Raw genomic sequence first — 19179 nt, forward strand, 5'->3', positions numbered from 1 at the left:
TGGCGTCCACATCCAGAGCTTGAATCACATCAGACCGATTTTCCAAACAGGCTCTGAAAAGTCGTAAACCAGACGCGTTTTTAGGAACAAAGCACTGGTTCCTGGAGGTGACGATATTAGTAGAGCGGCCTAATTGGAGAACTCGCTAGCGATACGAGGTGCTATATCATCCAGTTCATGCCTATAATTGAGGCGTGATCTACAAATGACATCTTCGTCGGCTAGAGGCAGTTGTGGTGTTGGATTCCGCTCGCGCTAACCGAAGTCATTGCTAATTAGGAGCCATGACAGTGTTGATAGCGTCATGGTTTGCGGTAGCTAGGAAAAACTCCTGTCGGTAATCGTAGCCTATAGTCTTCTGCGAGAAAATATCAGAATCTTTGCGATATTCCGGTGAGAATTGTACGACGAAGTCCGTACTGCGGTGCGCCAACTCCGATACCGCTGCCGTCGCGCAATTCGTAACGCTTGTCGAACAGATTGATCACGTCGAGACGGAGTTGCGTGCGCTTGAGGAAGGGTATGCGAAACAGATCCTGGAAAGACTGCACCAGAGACATGTTGAAGGTCGCATAGATAGGCACTGACCGACCATTAGGGATGTCGCTGTCCGCTCGGAGTCCGCTGCCGAACACCATAGTCGCTGAAATCTGCGTCGGGTGTCCGGTTCGGCGGAAGGCGGTGTAGCTGCCTCCGGCGGACGCCGTCCAGCGCTGGTCGTGATCGAGATGGATCCAGTGCTGCTTGATATAGGCGAGATCGTCGGGGTCGAAATTCCACTGTGCGGTTGTGATATCTTTGCCGATTGCCCGCGACCAGGCAAAGTTTCCATAAAGGGTGATAGGGCCGGCTTCGTAATCGGTAGCGAATTCGTAACCGTTGACCTGTCCGCGACGATAGTTGAAAGCCGACAGGATAACCGGGGAACCGAATTGACCTTCGTCGATCATGTTCTTCGCGATTTTCAGATAAGCGTCGAACGAGGCGTGCCAGTGCGGCGTAATCGCCTGAGCAAACCCCATGTCAAAGTAATGATCGCGTTCGGCCTTCACGGTCGTGTCCTGCAAGGTGCCGGGCGCCGCCGACGTGTTGGCGAACTTGTTGAGCTGCGTTCCGCCCACCAGTTCGAAAGGCGGGGGCGTGAAGTAGCGCGAATATCCAGCGTGGAATGTGCCGCCATGCCATGGAGTGTAGACAATGTTCAGCCTCGGGCTAACCTGTTTCGAGTGGGTGTATTCATCGACGCCGTCGAAGCGAAGGCCGTAGTTTATGGTCAGATTTTTTCTCACGCGCCATTCATCCTGCGCGTACAGCCCGTACATCCATCCGGTGCGCCCGGAGCCGTCGTGGATCGACACCGTCGAGCCGCTATACACGGCGTCGCCGTTTGAATCGGTTCCGGTCTGGGGGTAGACGGTCGAATCTGTTTTTGACGAATTTCTCTCGATATAAACCTGATATCCGAATCGAACTGTATGCTGTCCGTTCACGCGCCATGTGACGTCGCTTTGGGATCCAGTGGACATGACGGAACGCTGCGCGCGTTGGGCGATGCCGTTGTAAACGAGATCTCCGATCGGATCGGGGGAGTAACCAAGAGAACTATAGCGAGTGAAGACGGACGATTGCAGGCTGAACTTTCCCATTTCCTTCTGGAGAGAAAGAATACCGAAATCGGTGATTTCCTTCTGCCGCTCGTTGAGGCTCGCGCTGTTCACGCTGCCGTAGACCTGTTGCGACAGGGCGCTATTGAGGAAGTCAGGATTGGCGAATTGCCTTTGCTGACCGGGATTGTTCGGTAATTGATATTCGGCGTTGGATACGCCGGCGATAAAGCTGATCCGCGTGTTTTCATCCGCTGTGTAACGCAGATGGCCGAGGAAATGATATTGGTTGCTCAGATCATGTAACGCGTTGAATTTGGGTGTCGGATTTTCGATTCCCACGCGGTTGTGGACATAATCGGCGGTGGCGAAGAAGTCCCATTTTCCAGCATGTGTTCCATATTGGATCGACGGAAAGAAGTAATCTCGCGCGCCGCCGTAAATCGAAACGTCGCCGCCGCGATCAGCGCTGCCGTTTTTGGTGGTAATGTCGATCACGGCAGCCTGAAGGAAACCATATTCGCTCGGCAAGGCGCCTGTGGTCATCGACATCGAATGCGCGAAACGCGTCATCAGGCTCTGGCCGAAAACGCTCAGCCCCTCAGGCAACTGCACGCCGTCGAGACGGAACTGCACTTCGTTATGATCACCGCGGACATGAATCTGACCGTAGCTGTCCTGCGCTACGCCGGGGGCCTGCAGAAGCACCGTGTTGAGCGGCGCGTTATCGCCGCCTGGAATCGTCTCGATATCCTTGCGAGAGAAACGATAGACGGTGGCGCCTGTCGAAGGCTGCATGGCGGAGCGAAGCGCGTCGAGATGCGCATTTACGGTGATGTGCTCTTCGCCGTTTGCGTCCTGGGTATTGCTCGTCGTCTGCGTGATTTCGCGACTTTGGCCGTCGATGAACGAAGAGTGTGATGCGGATTCGCCGTCGCTTGCCGTTTGGGTTGCTGCTTTCGTTACGTTTTTCGTGGTTGCGTGCGTAGGCGTAGCGGCAGTTGTGGGCGAAAGTGTCTGTGCGCGTGCGAGCGTCGTGGAGGCGAGCAGAAGAGCGCTCGCGGCAAGAACTGGAAGACGAACGGTGGAGTAAGGCGCGCTCATGCAGACATCCGGTACGGCGTTGATTTCGGCGGCAGATTAAGTGAAACGTTATAACATAACAACCCCTTTGTTGCGTGATGTTTCTACGATGATCGTATTGGAGATTATTTTGTTAACATCTATATATTATATAGAGATATGAATATCTGTAATTTTTCGCAAACTATGGTCGCTCTGGGCTCTGGGCTCTGGGCTCTGGGCTCTGAACGAAGTGACGACCGGGCGGGATGAACACCGACCTCGCGACGCAGCGCGGCTGGCGGGCGTCAGGAGTGTATTGGCTGCTGATTACGAGGAAAGATAGGTTGACGCACCGCACCGCTCAGGGGGACGGGATTTCCGCAACCCGCCGAATCAGCGTCAGCGCGCGTGAGACTGTCTGGTTCCGCACGCTGGTGCGATCTCCGGAAAACCGGTGAGATTCCGTGTGAACGGAACCTCCACGGCGAATGATCCCGAACCAGACGAGCCCAACCGGCTTGTCCACGCTACCGCCATTGGGGCCCGCGATTCCGGTGACGGATACGGCGATTGCAGCGGCATTTGCTCCTGCGAGGGCGCCTGCGGCCATGGCGCCGGCGACTTCGCCGCTGACCGCGCCGTGTTTTCGAAGCATGACTTCCGGAACGCCGAGGCAGGCGGTCTTCATGGCGTTCGAATAGGTGATGAAACCGCCTTCCACCGCCGCGGAGGAACCCGAATGGTGTGTCAGCGCCGCCGCAATAAGGCCTCCAGTGCAGCTTTCTGCCGTCACTACGGAAAGCCCCCTGTTCTTGAGCAGAACGAGCGTCATGGCGGCTTCGTCAAGAACGGTGAGGGGTAAGGGAGAAGCGTCGCTTTCCGTCGTGCTGGTCATAAGCGCGTTCTCCACCGTTCAGTGCTCCAGCACGCATGGGCGATGGGTTGCACGATAGTAAAATGTCAGGCCGACAGTCCAAGCGGAAAGTGGCATGCGGCCTGCCGCGCGTCGCCAAAGTCACGAAGCTCCGGCGTTTCTGCGGAGCAACGCGGCTGAGCTTGCGGGCAGCGGGTGTGAAAGCGGCACCCCGAGGGTGGCGATACGGGGCTCGGCACGTCTCCGCGAAGAAGGCTGCGTTGGGCATCGTGACGAATGACCGGCTCCGGGACGGCCGATATCAAGGCGGCGGTATAAGGGTGCGCCGGGTTGTGCAGCACGGTGTCGGTGTCGCCGATTTCGACGATAGCGCCGAGATACATGACCGCAACGCGCGTCGAGATCTGTCGAACGACGGCAAGATCGTGGGCGATGAACACATAGGTCAGGCCCAGACGCTCGCGCAGATCGGTGAACAGGTTGACGATCTGCGCCTGAATAGACACGTCGAGAGCCGAAACCGGTTCGTCCGCAACAACAAGTTGCGGGGAGAGAGCCAGCGCCCGTGCGATATTGATGCGCTGTCTCTGGCCGCCAGAAAACTCGTGCGGATAACGCGCCAGAGCCGATTGCGGGAGCCCGACGAGCGACATGAGTTCGTCGAGGCGCGCGGTGATGTCGGCGGCGCTGCGCTTCCGACCCTCATTGTCCGGGTGCACGCGCAACGGCTCGGCGATGAGATCGCCGATGCGGCGGCGGGGATTCAGCGAGGCGTAGGAGTCCTGAAACACCATCTGCATGCGCCTGCGTATCGGGCGCAGGGCCCGCTCGCTTAGGGCCGAGATGTTGCGCCCCTCGAACACGATATCGCCCGATGACAGGTCGGTGAGCCGTAGCAGGCAGCGCCCCAGCGTTGATTTGCCGCACCCGGATTCCCCGACCAGTCCGAGCGTCTCGCCTTGCATGACGGTAAGGGAGACGTCGTCGAGCGCCCGCAGGGTCTGCCCGCGAGGCAGCTTGTATTCCTTGTGAAGATGCTCGGCTTGCAGCAGAGGGCGCGCGTTCATTGCGCGTACTCGGTGACGCGGGGCGGCATGGGGCGACCTTCCTTCGGCAGGACGCAGGCGATGTCCTGCTGTCCATAGCGCAGCAGTGGCGGCAGCGCTTGGCAGGTGTCGTGCGTGAAGTGGCAGCGGGGCGCGAAAGCACAACCCGCCGGACGTTCGAGCGGCGGAGGCGGCGCTCCAGCGATGGACGGCAGTCGCTCCGGACGTGGGCCGGTCAGCGGCGGGATCGAGTCCAGAAGCGCCGCCGTATAGGGATGGCCGGGATGGGCGAAGATGGCGTCGCAAGGACCGCGTTCGGCGATACGGCCTGAGTACAGGACCATGACGCGATCACAGGTTTTTGCGACCACGCCCATGTCGTGGGTGATCAGAAGCACTGACGATCCATAATCCGCGCGTAGGGTGCGGATGAGGTCGAGGATCTGCGCCTGCACGGTCACGTCCAGAGCGGTCGTGGGCTCGTCGGCGATCAGCAGCGCCGGATTGCACGAGAGCGCCATGGCGATCATCGCGCGCTGGCGCAGGCCGCCTGAGAGCTGGTGCGGATAGCGGTTGGCCGTGCGCTCCGGGTCGGGAACGCCCATGTCGCCCAGCAGGCGCACGGTGCGCGACCGGGCCTCCGCCTTGCCCAGTTTCTCATGCGCCCTGATCTGCTCATCGATCTGCCAGCCGATCGTGTAGACCGGCGTAAAGGCGGTCATCGGGTCTTGGAAGATCATAGCGATCTCTCGTCCACGCAGACGCCGCAACGCCTTCTGCGGCATGCCGATCAGTTCCTGTCCACGAAACAGGGCGGAGCCTGTCACGCGCACGCCCGGCGCGTCGATCAGGCCCATGATCGTCATGGCCGTCACGCTCTTGCCTGAGCCGGACTCGCCGACGATTCCGAGGATCTCGCGCGCGCCGACAGCGAACGACACTTTCTCGACGATGGGAACGTCGCGTCCCTGCGAGCGGAAGCTGACGGAGAGGTCGCGAACCTCCAGAATGGGGGCCTCAGCGTCCATCACGCACCCTCGGGTCCAGAAACACATAGATGACGTCGACGACGGCGTTGGCCAGTACGACGAAGACGGCGGAATACATGACGCTCGCCATGATCAGCGGCAGGTCGAGGTTCGACAGCGCCTGATAGGTCAGGCGCCCGACACCCTGAAGCCCGAACACGACTTCGGTCAGCAGCGCGCCGCCGCCGATCAACTGCGCGAAGTCCAGGCCAAACAGCGAGACGAAGGTGATCATCGACGTGCGCAGGCCGTGCCGCAGCAGCACCCGCGCAGGCGAAAGTCCTTTGGCGCGAGCGGTGCGCATGAAATCCTCGCCCGACACCGCGACGAGATCGGCGCGCAGCACGCGTCCGTAAATGCCGATGAACAATACAGCGAGCACGATCCACGGGATAATCAGGACTTTGAACCAGCCGACCGGGCTCTCGGTGAACGGCACGTAGCCCAGGCCCGGAACCCACGAGAACAGCCAGCTGTCATGATAACGGGCCTGGGTGATCAGGTTGGCGACCTGCCCGAGCCAGAATACCGGAATTGAAATACCGATCAGCCCCGCGATCATCAGGCCCCGATCAATCCACGTTCCGCGGAATGCGGCCGCCAGCGTGCCCATGGTCACCGAGGCCAGCACCCAGATGACGGCTCCGCCGGTCGCGAGAGACAGGGTCACGGGCGCCGCTTCGATGATCTCCGGCACCACCAGTTCGCCGCGATCGACGTAGGAGGCGAGGTCGCGAGTGATGAACAGCTTCTTCATCATCGTCGCGTACTGGACCGGTAGAGGACGGTCGAAGCCGTATTCATGCCGGACCTTGGCCATTGTTTCAGGCGACGCGTTCTTGCCAGCGATACGCGCTGTCGGATCGGCGCCGGGCGTCGCAAAGAACACCAGGAAGACAAGGACGGAGATGCCGAACAGGACGAACAGCGTCTGTCCCAGTCGGCGGAGGAGAGCTGCGGCCATTATGCCCCCCTGCGGCTGGTTTCGCGCACGTCCAGCGCATCACGCAGGCCGTCGCCAAGGATGTTGAGCGCCAGCACCACGATGACGATGGCCAGACCCGGCGCGATCGCCACCATCGGGCGCGTGTAGATCAGGCCTTCGCCGTCTTGAATGATCGTGCCCCAGGAGGCTGCCGGGGCCTGCACGCCGATGGAAAGGAACGACAGAGCCGATTCAGCAAGCAGCGCCAGCGCCGTCAGCAGCGGCGTGAGCACGACGAGCGTGGTCGAGACGTTCGGCACGATGTCGCGCAGCAGGATGCGGTGCTGCGGGACACCGAGGCTGCGCGCCGCCATCACGAATTCGGCGTTGCGCAAAGCCATGACGCGCCCGCGGATGGGACGCGCGGCGTAGGGCACATAGACCAGCGCGATGATGAAGATCGGGATCAGCAGGTTGTCGCTTTCGATGGTGAAGGGACCGATCTTTAGGCCCTGGCTGATCGTCACGATGGAGAGCGATATGGCGAACAGATAGACCGGCACAGCCCACATGATGTCCATCAGCCGGGACAGGGCGGTGTCGACGAACCCGCCGAAAAAACCGGCGGAAACGCCGACGACCGTCGCTATTGCGATGCACACAAGAGCTGCCGAGAAAGAGATCAGCAGCGAGTTACGTCCACCGTAAAGCAATCGCGCGGCGACGTCGCGTCCCTGACTGTCCGCGCCGAGCATGTAGGCCGACGGATTCCACGTCGGCCCGACCGGGCTCAGGCCCAGATGCAGCGGATTGTCGTTGGGCTGCATGATGTCGACTTCCTGACCGCCCAGCATGAACGATCCAGCCACGTTGGAGGTGAACGGATCAGTTCGCGCCACATCGCCAGCGTAAAACGGCGCCAGCAGGCAGGCGAAGGTCACGAGCATGAGCGCTGCAAGCGCCGTCATCGCTGACCGGTTGGCAGTCAGCGAGCGTCCGGCCATGCGCCACGGACCGGGAACCGAAGCGCGTGAAGGGGAGGGGGCCGAGGCGGCCGTCTGTGTCTCCATAAGGCCTTTCCCTAGCGCAACTGGAATTTCGAAAAGACGACTTCATAGATCGGAGCCCGGATTTCACCGTGCACGCGGGCTGAAAGCAAAGTGACCCAACGGACCTGATTGAGGGGCACGACCGGGGCCTGCGCCATGATCGCGCGGGACGCCTCCGCCCAGAGCGCGTCTCCGGCCTTCTGGTCGGTGACGGAGACGCTGGCGGCCCGGTCCATGATCGCATCGACGCCGTGATCGCAAAAGCCGGAGATATTGATGGAGTTGTCGGAATGCGGCGTGAACGTTCCGCATGACAGCAGGGCCTGAAGATAGCTGGAGGCGGCCGGGTAGTCGGCGTTCCAGCCGGTCAGCCCGACCTGAACGCGATTATCGCTGTTCTGGATGTAGGTGAACTGCACCGCCTGCGTGATCGCCCGGACAGAGACGACGAAGCCAAGATCCGCCAGCGTGCTGCGCAGTTCGTTCGCCATGGCGACATAACCTGGCGTGGAGGGCGAGACGATGCCGACGCGCTGACCGCTGACGCCCGCTTCCTTGATGAGCTGCCGCGCGCGTTCCATGTCCGGCGCACGCCATTCCTGCGCCGGGTGTTCGGGCGATGCGCCCTTGGTGTAGGCGCAACTGGGTTCAAACCCGGGGGAACCGACCGGGAGTAGCTGGCACGACGGAATGGACACCGCCGGACCGCCCGCGTGAATCACCATTGCCTTTCGGTTGATCGCGTAGTTGAAGGCCTGTCGCACGCGCAGGTCGTTGAACGGGGGAATGTTAACGTTGAGCGCTGCGTAATAGAGATTGAGGAAGTCGATCAGCCGTACACGGTCCGCGTAGCGCGACCCGATTTCGCCAAGCCGGTCCAACGGCGCGTTTTCGGCCATCCAGTCGTATTGGCCGTTTTCAATGGCCGTTACGGACGCTTCCGGATCCATCCCGAACGTATAGGTGATTGCGTCGGGGTATCCGGCGGGCTGGGCCTCGGCGTCCCACTGTCTGAAATACGGGTTGCGCTCCATGCGCAGGCCCGTGTTTGGGTCGTAGGAGACGATCCGGTAGGGGCCGGTGCCCGGCGCTGCGTCATTGCCCACGTCGTGAGTCGGCGCGTCGGCAGGCAGGATCGCCGCATGCAGGAACGCCAGCCGATCGAAGAATTCGGAATCCGGATGCGTCAGGTGGAACGTGACTGTCCAGTTTTGATCGTCAGGTTCGACGCCGCCTGCGAGGGTGCAGTGGTCGGGATAGTGCAGGCACGCGGCGCCGCCGACGATGTGGCTGTAATAGGGACCGGCGGTGGGGCTGTTGACCTTGAAGATGCGGCGCATGGAGGCGGCGACGTCATCGGGCGTCACTTCCTTGCCGTTGGAGAAATGTAAGCCGTGCCGCAGATGAAATCTGTAAGTAAGACCACCGTCTTCCGGCGGCGGCAGGGACTCCGCCAGATCAGGAATGGCCTGTCGCGTGAGCGGGCCGGGAGATTTGGAGAATGTGGTTAGCCCATCATAGACCACGTTCAGCACCTGATAGGCGATGTGCAGGTAGCTGACCTGCGGGTCCATGGTGCCCAGCATTCCCTGTCCAGCAAGACGCAGCGTGCCGCCGACATGGGGGCTTGCGGGCGCGCCCGGCGCGGGCGCTTCGGCGAACGCCGTCGTCGAAGCGGTTGCGAACAACGCGCATGCCCCGCCAAAGATCAGAAAAGATTTGAGGCGCATTTAGTGTTTTTCGAGAAGCGCGCCAAGGCGCTGCTTCATCTCGTCCTCGTTCGCGGCGGATTCAATCGTTCCAGCGTAGCGTCCGTTCGGGTCCATGACGACGATACGGGGGGACATCACGTAAGCATAACCCCATTCAGGATCGGGCTGTTTTTCGATGGGCGCGTGATATTCCTTCGTCACTGCGTCGAGTGTCGCGGGCGAACCCGTTCCGGCGACGATTCTTGAGCCGAACTGCGTGGCGTAACGCCGCAATTGCTCTGAAAGATCGCGCTGCGGGTCGAGGCTGATAAACAACGCCGCGACATGCTTTCCGTCCGGATCGACCTGTTTCAGCGCGCCGGTCAGATTCGTAAGGGTTTTAGTACAGGCGTTGTCGGCGCAATGGATGGCGCCGAACATCATCAACATCCAGCGCCCGCGAAAATCGTTGGCGGTCATCGTTCCGTCGGAGGAATCCATCAACCGGAACGCGCCGCCGACCTCGTTGCCCTCGCTGTCCACCAAGGGGCCCATTGAATCGGAAAGACGATACGCCCCGTATCCGACGCCAACGGCAAGAAGCGCCGACGCCGCCAGCACCGTCAGCATTTTACGATCATAACGCTTGCCCGTTGCAAGCTTGCCGCCAGCCATCAATGCGCCTCCGCCCAGTTCGCGCCAATTCCAGTCTCGACCACAAGCGGCGCCTTGAGCGTCGCCGCGGTTTCCATCACCGTCTTCACAAGCGCCGCCGTTTCCTTCGCGGCGTCCGCCTCCACCTCGAACAGCAGTTCGTCATGCACCTGCAGCAGCATCGTAGCCGGAAGGCTTGCGTCAGCCAGCGCCGAAGGCAGACGTACCATGGCGCGCTTGATGATGTCCGCGGCCCCGCCTTGCAGCGGCGCGTTGATGGCCTGCCGTTCGGCGTAGTTCCGTCGGGCTGCGTTCTTCTCGTTAATGCCGGGGACGTAGCATCGACGCCCGAACGGCGTCAGCACGTAGCCGTGCTCTTTCGCTTCGGCGCGCCGTCCTTCCATATAATCGCGAATGCCGGGGTAGCGGGCGAAGTAGGCGTCGATATACGCTCGAGCCTCTCCGGGCGAGATGCCAAGTTGCTTGGCCAGCCCGAAGGCGGAAATGCCGTAAATGATGCCGAAATTGATCGCCTTTGCACGTCGCCGCGTCAGCGGGTCCATGCCCTCGATGGGCGTCCCGAATACTTCCGACGCCGTGCGGGCGTGGATGTCCTGACCGAGTTCGAAGGCCTCAAGCAGGGTGGGTACGTCCGCGACGCTGGCCAGAAGGCGGAGTTCGATCTGGGAGTAGTCTGCTGAGATCAGGGCTTTTCCCGGAGGCGCGATGAAGCAGTGTCTGATGCGCGCGCCTTCTTCCGTGCGGATGGGAATGTTCTGGAGATTGGGGTCGTTGGAAGAGAGACGCCCCGTCGTCGTGATCGCCATCTGGAACGACGTGTGCACGCGTGCGGTCGACTGGTCCATTTCCTGCACCAGCGCATCGGTGTAGGTGCTTTTCAGTTTCGCGAGTTGCCGCCAGGCGAGAATCCGCTCCGGAAGTTCAAGCCCCTGATCTGCGAGATCCTGCAGGACGGAGGAGTCCGTACTCCATGCGCCTGCCTTGCCGCGTTTGCCGCCCGGCAGTCCCATTTCGTCGAACAGAATTTCGCCAAGCTGTTTCGGCGAACCAACATTGAACGGGCGCCCGGCCAGCGCGCAGATCTGCCCCTCCATCTCCGTCATGCGTGCGGCGAAGTCCTCGGACAAACGGCGCAGCTGGGGCGCGTCGACCTTGACCCCGGCCTTTTCCATATCGGCCAGCACGCCGATCAGGGGACGTTCAAGCTGTTCGTAAAGAGCCAGCGCCTGATTGGTCCGCAGCGTCGGGCGCAGCGCAAGCCAAAGGCGAAGCGTGACGTCTGCGTCTTCCGCCGCGTATTCCGTAGCCCGCTTTACCGGAACCTGATGGAAGGGAACGCGGTTGCGCCCGGTCCCGGTGACTTCGTCATAGGAAATGGGCGTGTGGCCCAGATGGAGCTTCGCAAGCTCGTCCATCCCTTGACCATGCAGACCGGCGGACTGCGCGTAGGAGATCAGCATCGTGTCGTCGATCGGGGCGATGTCGGCGGCCTCGGCGCGTGCGAGTATCAGAAGGTCGAATTTGGCGTTGTGAAAAACCTTCAGAACACCGGGGTCTGTCAGAAGCGGCGCGAGGATTTCAACCGCCGTCGCAGTATCGAGTTGCTCCCCTGTCGGCTGGTCCAGCGTGCCCTCGTGCAACAATGGCACGTAACAGGCGTGGCCCGGAGCGGTCGCCAGAGAAAAACCGACCATGCGGGCCTGCAGAGGATCGAGGCCGTCGGTTTCGGTGTCGAGCGCGCAGACGCCAGCCGTGCGAGCGTCCGCGACCCACGTGGCGAGAACCCCCGCGTCGGTCACCGTATCGTATTCGTTATAAGGCGCCGCGTCCGGAGCCGGGGTCGGCTCTCGCGCGGCGCTCACGTTCTGTCTCGCCGGGCGGGGCGATGCGCTCTCTCCCAGTCCAAAACGGTGGCGCACGGAACGGAACCCCATGCGATCCAGCCAGTCGCCGAGAACGGCGAGGTCAGGGTCGCGTAGCCCCAGTTCATCGACGGGCAGGGGCAGGGGCGCGTGCGCGTCCAGTGTGACGAGTTTCAGTGAGATCCGGGCGGCTTCGGCGTGCTCGATCAGAGAATCGCGGCGCTTCGACGCCTTCATTGTGGGGGCGGCTTCCAGCACCGCTTCAAGCGTGCCGAATTCGTTGATCAGAGCCGACGCCGTTTTGGGGCCGATCCCGGGCACGCCGGGCACGTTGTCGGTGGGGTCGCCCATCAGGGCCTGCACCTCGGCCACCTTGTCCGGGCCGACGCCGAACTTGGCTTCGACTTCCGTGGGGCCGATGGGCTTCTGCTTGATGGGGTCGAGCATGTCGACATTGGGGCCGAGTAATTGCATCAGGTCCTTGTCGGACGAGACGATCGTGCACTGGCCGCCCGCTTCCGCCACCGTACGCGCATACGCCGCTATCAGATCGTCCGCTTCGTAACCGGCAAGCTCCACGCCAGGCACGCCGAAAGCGGCGGTGGCCTCGCGTATCAGCGAGAACTGGGGAATCAGATCTTCCGGCGGATCGGGACGGTGGGCTTTGTACTGGGGGTAGATGTCAGAGCGGAATGTCTGGCGACTGGTGTCGAAAACGACGGCCAGATGGGTTCCGACATGCTCGCGCATCAACCGGGTCAGCATGTTGCAGAACCCGAACACGGCGTTCACCGGGACGCCGTCCGGGCTGCTCATCGGCGGAAGGGCATGAAAGGCGCGGAAAATGAAGCCGCTGCCGTCAATGAGGACGAGGTGCGGCGGTGTCGGAGTGCTCATGAACGCCGAAATCGCACGTTCGCGCGCATCTTCATAGACCGCGCGTGCGGCTCAGTGGGCGTCGTCATGCCCCGCTGCGGGGTCGAGCACGAACAGGCGCGAGCAATAAGGGCAGAAAGTCTGGTGCCCGCCGATCTTCAGCCAGACCTTGGGATGTCCCAGAGCGGCCAGCCCGCCATCGCAGGAAATCTTGCGCGTATGGACGATCACCGTCTCGACATGGCCGAGGCGCGGGCGCGGCGTGGGGTTCGTAGGCTGGATCAGCATCGGGTTGTCCTGTCCTGCGTGCCCACCGGAAAGTCGGTTGGCCTTTGAAGCGAGGCAATGATACGCGTGAACGCCGTGACTTCAAACCATATGCACGCCCTTGTGTCCGCGTTTCGCGGGTGCGGCGCATTCCACAGGCGTCTGGCTCTGGGCGGCGCCATGCTTGTTGCTTCGCTGGCGGTCGCATGCAGCGCCGATCCGGTGGTCCATGTTCCTGCGCGTTACGCAGAGGATGCGCGGCGGGTTCCGCCCGATTTTAATCTGAAGCTTTCTGACGGCGCGCAGATTCCTGTTCGGACCTGGGGAACGTCGACCGCTCGGCCACGGGCTGCGATTCTCGCACTGCATGGATTCGACGACAGCCGCGACGCATGGGAGTTCGCTGCGCCAACGCTTGCCGAGCGGGGCCTCGTTCTCTGGTCCCCCGACCAGCGCGGCTTCGGCGAAGCGCCTCGTCGTGGAGACTGGGTTGGCGCCGCCCGCATGGTGAGGGATGTGCGAGAGGAACTGGCTCTGTTGGCCAAAGCATACCCCGGCACGCCCATCTTTTTGATGGGCGAAAGCATGGGCGGCGCGATCGCTATACTGACGATGACCGCCCCCGATGCGCCACATGTCGCAGGAACCATACTTCTGGCTCCCGCTGTGTGGACCGTTGGCGGCGTGGCGGCGTTGCCCGTGCGGATCGCCGCCGCTCTTGCCCCTGACGGTCGTGTGACAGGGCGCGAACTGCCGGTGCATGTCACGGCCAGCGACAATATGGCCGCCCTCCGCAGGCTTTACTTCGATCCGCTCACCCTTCGTTCGACGAAGCTGTCCGCATTGAGCGGGCTGATAGACCTGATGTCCAGCGCCGCAAGGGCGGCGCTGGACCTGCGTGGCCCCGTATTGCTCGTTTACGGCGATCAGGATCAGCTTGTTCCGTCCGCTGCGATGGCGCAGGTCTGGCGCAATCTTCCGCAGAACGTCCGGCGCGACCTGATTCCCGGCGGTCATCATCTCATGCTGCGCGATCGGAGGCGGGACAGGGTGACGGCCGATATTGCAAGCTGGATCAACGCGCCCGACACGCCGCTTCCCTCGGGAGGCGATGTCGCGGCGGCCGTGTGGGCCACGCTTAACGACGCAGCGCCGCGGAGTGCGGGGCGGTGACAATGGGCGCTGCTTCCAGAATTGGGGCGGAGGCGGGTTTTTCTCTCAGAGCCGCCTCTTGCGGCTTGGCAAACGCATGAAGTCTGGAGTAGGGAGAACCCGCTGGACCCGTAGCTCAGCTGGATAGAGCGTCGCCCTCCGAAGGCGAAGGTCGAAGGTTCGAATCCTTTCGGGTCCGCCAGAGTGGCAGAAATCCGCCACTTTTTACGAGTCGGAAGTGTTAAACTTTGAAGGTTTCACACTCGGCTTCAGCAAAGAAATCGCCTCACTCATGGCGTTATCCAATCGATAATGGTCCGCAGGACGCTTCCGATAACCGTGACGGCGAACTGCAAGCATTCATTGATGAACGATAAGGCTTTACCGATCCCAACCAAAATCCTGCGCGCTCGGCTCTTGGGCCGGTCACTCATCCCCGCACCTCACGATCTTCCATCCCGATCCCCTGAGACTGTTCACGACCCTCTCGGCGTCCTCGCAGGTGAACTCTCGGCTGTTGTATTCGATGTAATCGGTTCCTTCGTCGTCGCGCTTACGCTCCTGTGGTCCAGTTCGTGGCAACAGACGATCGAGCGCCAGAAACACGACGATAAAACAGGGCGACGAGGGTGACGTGGTAAAAAAGGCTTCCGGGCACCTGAGATTACACCCGGCGACGACTGTGGCGCGAGGCCAACACTACTGCGCCAATGGCGACCAAGACTGACACGATATCGCATAGGCCGGTCATGAACTGGTGACGATCATCAGCGCCGCTCAAGCCAAGCTGGTGCTGGAGCCATTCCATCGGGGCCGAATAGCCAAGCTCTGTCAGATACGCGCCTATGGTCCAGTTTGTGAGCAGCAGACGATCGAGCGCCAGGAACACGACGATAAACAGGGCGATGAGCGCGAGGCGGCGAATCATTTTACGTCAACCGTCCCGTAATACCGGAGGCTCGTTCCGGGCGCGTATGCGGGGGGGTGAGGCCAGCAATCGCGTCCGCAGCATCGTGAAGCGTCCCGGATCGGAGAGAGTGATGCAGCCGTCGCTATAGCCGAGTGTCCCGACCGGATGCAGTCGGAAATTGCCACGCTTCACGCCTTGAATAAAGGTCCAGTCGTCAATCTTCCCATCGTCCGCATAGAGCGCGAACCAAAGCGCATTGTCGCTGGTGTTGGACGCATTGTGCAGGAAATCCCACAGCCATCCGAGTCGTCCGCCGGACTGTCGGTCGATGATGTAATATCGCCCTGGGGGCAGCGCGCCACGCTCCGCCAGGGAAACGTTTTTGGGGTCGTTGATCCAGCCCTTGCGGCCAGAAAACGCCGGGTAGGAAACGCCGTCGCACACCAGCGCGCTTATGGGCTTGCTGTTCAGTGAAAACGTGCATTGCGCCAATTCCGGCATGGTAATTCCGTATCAAAAATAATCCTATTCGATTAAATGCACAGGATATCCGGCGTCAACGTTATCCGTGCCTCCGCGTGGTAAGCTTGCCTCGAATGGAATCCTCAGTCGCGAGGGGCCAAGGAACGAACGGCAGATACGCCTTGGCAACTGTGTTTAGTCCCGGGGTTCCCGCGTCAGCAGTGAAGAGTTTTTCGTCATTTTCGACTATGAGGCTACTGCAAGACGTCGAAATATTGGGGTCTTCGTGTCGGCATACGACCTGACGAAAGCCACTCAGGAATCATTGGATATTCACTTGGTAAGGCCCTTGGCGCGCGAGACGACGTTGCAGGCGGGGGGATGGGCGCCGGTATGAGGCGGCGGGTGCTGCGGTTGGCATAGAAACAGGCCCCGGCGCTGTTATAACGGCTGGGGTGGGGGCGGCGATTGGAGGCGTGGATGGATATTTCGGCGCCACAAGCCTGAGCAAGTATCTGTGGGGTGATAATGGAACAAAGTGACGAGATGACCCGCCGTGGGTTGCGTTGCCGTCTATGGGCCCCTGGGAGCCGGTTGGACAGGGCTTCAGCAATCCGTCATGGTGGACTGGGCGCCGTTCTGGCGAAATCTGACCGATGAGCAGAAGGCAGATTACCTCAACAGGTGGAATGCGTCCCCCGAATGGCGAGACGCTATTGACGTGAGATACAACGTGACAGGCGAAGAACTTACAGAATAAGTCAGAGAGTTTCGTAATTAATTCGGCGAGGAAGCCAAGGGACGCGGCGGCTTCCTCGGTCGAATTAAGAGTATTTTCAGGATCGGGTGACTTTATTAAGGTTAAATTTGGCAGCGAGCGTAAGGGTATCTCGATATTCTTTGTAATTGTGCCATGCCCGCTTTTCGCCATTCTCATCGGCTGGCCCCGATGCAGGATGCTGTGTCACGATGAGAAACGGTAAGGCGGGCATGAAGCGGCGGGCGGAGGGTTTTCGGAATCAGATAGCTGCCATCGGCAGAAGTCGCCGACATCATCACCAGTAATGCCGGTCATCCCATTCCCGTGCTCTCTCTCCAATCAGCCAGGCTTCGCGAATGTCGGGCGGTCCACTGGGAGGTTCGTCTCCGGGAAGCGCCAAAAATCCCAATTCGAAAGCATGTCGCAGGTTGGGGGCATCCGGCGCTGTGGGGCGTTCATCTGTGGCTCGAACATACCCTTGCACCCATGCCAAGGTTGCCCTCAATGGGTTCGGAAATATCCACATGGGAGCGAGATGCAGCCTCGGCATACGGCGAGACTATTCGGTCCGTGGGTTTCGAGCCCGACAATATATCGGTAATCATCGTGAAAAATCGCCGGCCGATCGAAATTGCGGATGAGACTTTTTCATGGAACACGCAAAAGCGTCTCTACGACTCAGGCGTCAGCCTCGATGTGCCACACCGACGTCGTGATGCGGACCATAGGTCTGATTGGCCCAGGAAAATCCGTGTGGCGGGCGGCGCAAACTGTTCGCCCGGATAACAGCGCCGCCCGCCATCACTCTCTCTGCCGCGTTCGCTGACGGGCTAAAATGATCTAGATCAATGAGGGAGCTGTTGTTCGCGGCGTGGTCGCGGATTGACGACGCAAGGCTTCGCTGTGGCAGGCGTTTAAAAGGCGTCCGCTGTCGCAACGTCTGGTTCTTAAGACGTACGGAGCAGCCACTGGCGCACGCCTTCCATGCCATGAAAGTCATCAATGCTGCGCGCGGGAATGTCGGGCAGGGCGGTCCGCGCCATACGTGTCAAAGCCGATCCGGGGCCGAGTTCAAGAATCACCTGCGCGTCGGACTCGCGGCATCCTTGCAGGCAGGCGTCCCACCTGACTGTCTCGGCCACTTGTCGGGCGAGCCGTTCGCTACCGTCCGTCGGGCGCAGGATAGGTTCCCCGTCGAGGCCGCTCAGCAATCGTAAGCCTGTGCGTGGCGCTTTCGGTTGCAATTCCATTATGGCTTGCTTCAGCGGCTGGACGGCGTTCCGCAGCAATGGTGTGTGCGATGGGATCGAGACCCGCAGCCGGCGGGCTACCGACGCGCCTTGCTGCATGGCCAGAGCCAGCGCGGCGTCCAACTCAGAAACAGGGCCGCCGATCACTACGTTGTCGGCGGCGCTTTTTATGGCGATGAAAAGTCCCGTCTGGGCAAGAATGCGTTCCAGTCGGTCGGGTTGAAGACCGACAATTCCCGCCAGTCCCACGTCATGGGGGCTGGCGGCGTCCATCAAATCGGCCCGTGTGACGGCCAGTTTGAGAACCTGTTCGGGCTTCAGGCACCCGGAGACGCCCCAGGCGGCGAGTTCGCCTACGCTATATCCTGCGCAGACGATGCGCGCGTCGAGTGGTCCGAGAGCCGCGTATGCGGCCAAACCCATTGTGCAGCATAGAATCTGCCCCGTTCGGTTGGAGAACAGTTGCTCCATTGGGGCAGTGCGAACGAAGGTGCGGGGGTCAGAGCCAAGAACTGTCCTGGCGGCCTGAAACACGGGTTCCGCGGAGGGATCGCTCTCGACAAGCGAAAACATCTCTCGATGCTGCGTTCCCTGCCCGGAACAAAGTATGGCGACGATAGTCAAGATCCGGCGTCCTCCCGGTGTGCTGCCGAAGCTGGCGGCGACGGATCGGACATGGACGCCTCGTCGTCGTCAAGAAGCGGCGTGAGCCAGTGGCGTTGCCGTAAGCCATAGCGCGGCCGTCAGGGTGATGAGGCTGAGCAATGTGCTGACCACCATGATCGAACCAGCGTCCCGGCTGTCGGCTTGATAACGCAGGGCGAAGAGAAGGCCAAAGAACCCTGCAGGCAATGCGAGCAGCAGAATGACGGCGTGCGCCATTTCTGCCGGCATGGGGATGATGCTGACAAGCAACACGCCGAGCAGCGGCTGTATGATATTGCACAAAACCGACAGTCCGATGATGCGCGGCGACCAGGAGACCTTCTGCGCGCTCAGGATCAGGCCGGTGACGAACAGCGCGACGCCAGCCGTGGCCTGTCCGAGAAGATCGAAGGACCGGATTATGAAAACCGGAAGTTCAAGCCCGACAAGGGCGACCGCCACGCCAAGAAACGGCGCCACGACGAGGGGCTTGAGCATCGAGCGACCGATGGACTGAAAGAGCAGGCGCACGCCGCTGATGTCCCCCTGAGCCTTGGAGGCTTCAAGAAAGGCGAGGGTCAATGGCGACATGACGATGGCGCCGGAGACAATCGCAGTTGTAATATAGAGCTTTCCAGTCGTTCCGAACACGGCGGAGGCGAGCGGTATTCCGGCGGCCGCATAGTTCGGCAACGATACGCTGAGCGCCATAACCGCCGAGACCGCGGCCGATGCGCCGAACACGAACCGCGCCAAACACCACACCAGCGCAAATATGAGTAGCATTCCAAGGAGCAGTGTCAGGAGCAGCGGCCATTGTTCGGCCAGAACCTGACGGGAGGCCCGGGCTGTCGTCGCGAACAACGCAGCGGGAAGAGCGAACTCCATTGTCAGCACATTCAGGCTGGCGACATTGCGGTTATCAATTTTTCCTTGTTTGCCAGCGACATAGCCGGCGGCCATGATTGCGAATATTGGAACGAGAGATGTAAGAAGCACCTGGATCATTTTCTGACCTCTGTTTGTTACAGTTTTTAT

At 61.0% G+C, this 19179-nt stretch carries 15 protein-coding genes and 1 tRNA gene; 2 read left to right on the top strand and 14 right to left on the bottom strand.

Going from position 1 to position 19179, the window contains the following annotated elements:
* Positions 1-371: 371 nt before the first annotated feature.
* From J2D73_RS06315 to J2D73_RS06360, 10 genes are all read right to left on the bottom strand, one after another.
* Positions 372-2708 carry a TonB-dependent receptor gene (locus tag J2D73_RS06315; protein WP_207880480.1) on the bottom strand — a complete coding sequence of 779 codons (2337 nt, stop codon included), beginning with the start codon at positions 2706-2708 and terminating at the stop codon, positions 372-374.
* 322 nt (positions 2709-3030) lie between these two features.
* Positions 3031-3564 carry a CinA family protein gene (locus J2D73_RS06320; protein ID WP_207880483.1) on the bottom strand — a complete coding sequence of 178 codons (534 nt, stop codon included), beginning with the start codon at positions 3562-3564 and terminating at the stop codon, positions 3031-3033.
* Positions 3565-3629: 65 nt separating this feature from the next.
* A complete protein-coding gene (locus J2D73_RS06325; RefSeq protein WP_207880485.1) occupies positions 3630-4610 on the bottom strand; it encodes an ABC transporter ATP-binding protein in 981 nt (326 codons plus the stop codon).
* Positions 4607-5617, bottom strand: coding sequence for an ABC transporter ATP-binding protein (locus tag J2D73_RS06330; RefSeq protein ID WP_207880487.1), 1011 nt, complete (start codon positions 5615-5617; stop codon positions 4607-4609). The genes J2D73_RS06325 and J2D73_RS06330 overlap by 4 nt, the downstream gene beginning before the upstream one ends.
* Entirely contained in the window at positions 5607-6581 is a 975-nt protein-coding gene (locus J2D73_RS06335) for an ABC transporter permease (RefSeq protein ID WP_207880488.1), read from the bottom strand. The genes J2D73_RS06330 and J2D73_RS06335 overlap by 11 nt, the downstream gene beginning before the upstream one ends.
* Positions 6581-7612, bottom strand: coding sequence for an ABC transporter permease (locus J2D73_RS06340; protein WP_207880489.1), 1032 nt, complete (start codon positions 7610-7612; stop codon positions 6581-6583). The genes J2D73_RS06335 and J2D73_RS06340 overlap by 1 nt, the downstream gene beginning before the upstream one ends.
* An 11-nt stretch (positions 7613-7623) precedes the next feature.
* A complete protein-coding gene (locus tag J2D73_RS06345; RefSeq protein WP_207880490.1) occupies positions 7624-9321 on the bottom strand; it encodes an ABC transporter substrate-binding protein in 1698 nt (565 codons plus the stop codon).
* The gene (locus J2D73_RS06350; protein WP_207880491.1) at positions 9322-9957 is read right to left on the bottom strand and encodes an SCO family protein; all 636 of its coding nucleotides are present in this window, start codon (positions 9955-9957) and stop codon (positions 9322-9324) included. It lies immediately after the preceding gene.
* On the bottom strand, positions 9957-12716 hold the full coding sequence (gene polA, locus J2D73_RS06355) for a DNA polymerase I (protein ID WP_207880492.1): 2760 nt from the start codon (positions 12714-12716) through the stop codon (positions 9957-9959). Before polA ends, J2D73_RS06350 begins: the two co-directional genes overlap by 1 nt.
* A 51-nt stretch (positions 12717-12767) precedes the next feature.
* A complete protein-coding gene (locus J2D73_RS06360) occupies positions 12768-12983 on the bottom strand; it encodes a zinc-finger domain-containing protein (protein WP_026396494.1) in 216 nt (71 codons plus the stop codon).
* A gap of 66 nt (positions 12984-13049) precedes the next feature.
* Here J2D73_RS06360 and J2D73_RS06365 point away from each other — a divergent pair, with 66 nt between their 5' ends.
* Both J2D73_RS06365 and J2D73_RS06370 read left to right on the top strand, forming a co-directional pair.
* Entirely contained in the window at positions 13050-14135 is a 1086-nt protein-coding gene (locus J2D73_RS06365) for an alpha/beta fold hydrolase (protein WP_341535035.1), read from the top strand.
* Between the two features lie 104 nt (positions 14136-14239).
* Positions 14240-14316: transfer RNA gene (locus J2D73_RS06370), tRNA-Arg, on the top strand.
* Between the two features lie 462 nt (positions 14317-14778).
* Here the strand turns inward: J2D73_RS06370 and J2D73_RS06375 are convergent.
* The 4 genes from J2D73_RS06375 to J2D73_RS06390 form a co-directional block, all read right to left on the bottom strand.
* On the bottom strand, positions 14779-15042 hold the full coding sequence (locus J2D73_RS06375; protein ID WP_207880498.1) for a hypothetical protein: 264 nt from the start codon (positions 15040-15042) through the stop codon (positions 14779-14781).
* Positions 15043-15048: 6 nt separating this feature from the next.
* Positions 15049-15525: a DUF2778 domain-containing protein gene (locus tag J2D73_RS06380; RefSeq protein ID WP_207880501.1), complete on the bottom strand. Its 477-nt coding sequence runs from the start codon at positions 15523-15525 to the stop codon at positions 15049-15051.
* Between the two features lie 1668 nt (positions 15526-17193).
* Positions 17194-18120 (bottom strand): malonate decarboxylase subunit epsilon, encoded by a 927-nt coding sequence (locus J2D73_RS06385; RefSeq protein ID WP_207880504.1) that lies wholly within the window; start codon positions 18118-18120, stop codon positions 17194-17196.
* A 69-nt stretch (positions 18121-18189) separates the two neighbouring features.
* On the bottom strand, positions 18190-19149 hold the full coding sequence (locus tag J2D73_RS06390) for an AEC family transporter (protein ID WP_207880507.1): 960 nt from the start codon (positions 19147-19149) through the stop codon (positions 18190-18192).
* Between the last annotated feature and the right edge of the window lie 30 nt (positions 19150-19179).

The sequence above is a fragment of the Acetobacter sacchari genome (genome assembly GCF_017377715.1).
Lineage (GTDB): Bacteria > Pseudomonadota > Alphaproteobacteria > Acetobacterales > Acetobacteraceae > Acetobacter > Acetobacter sacchari.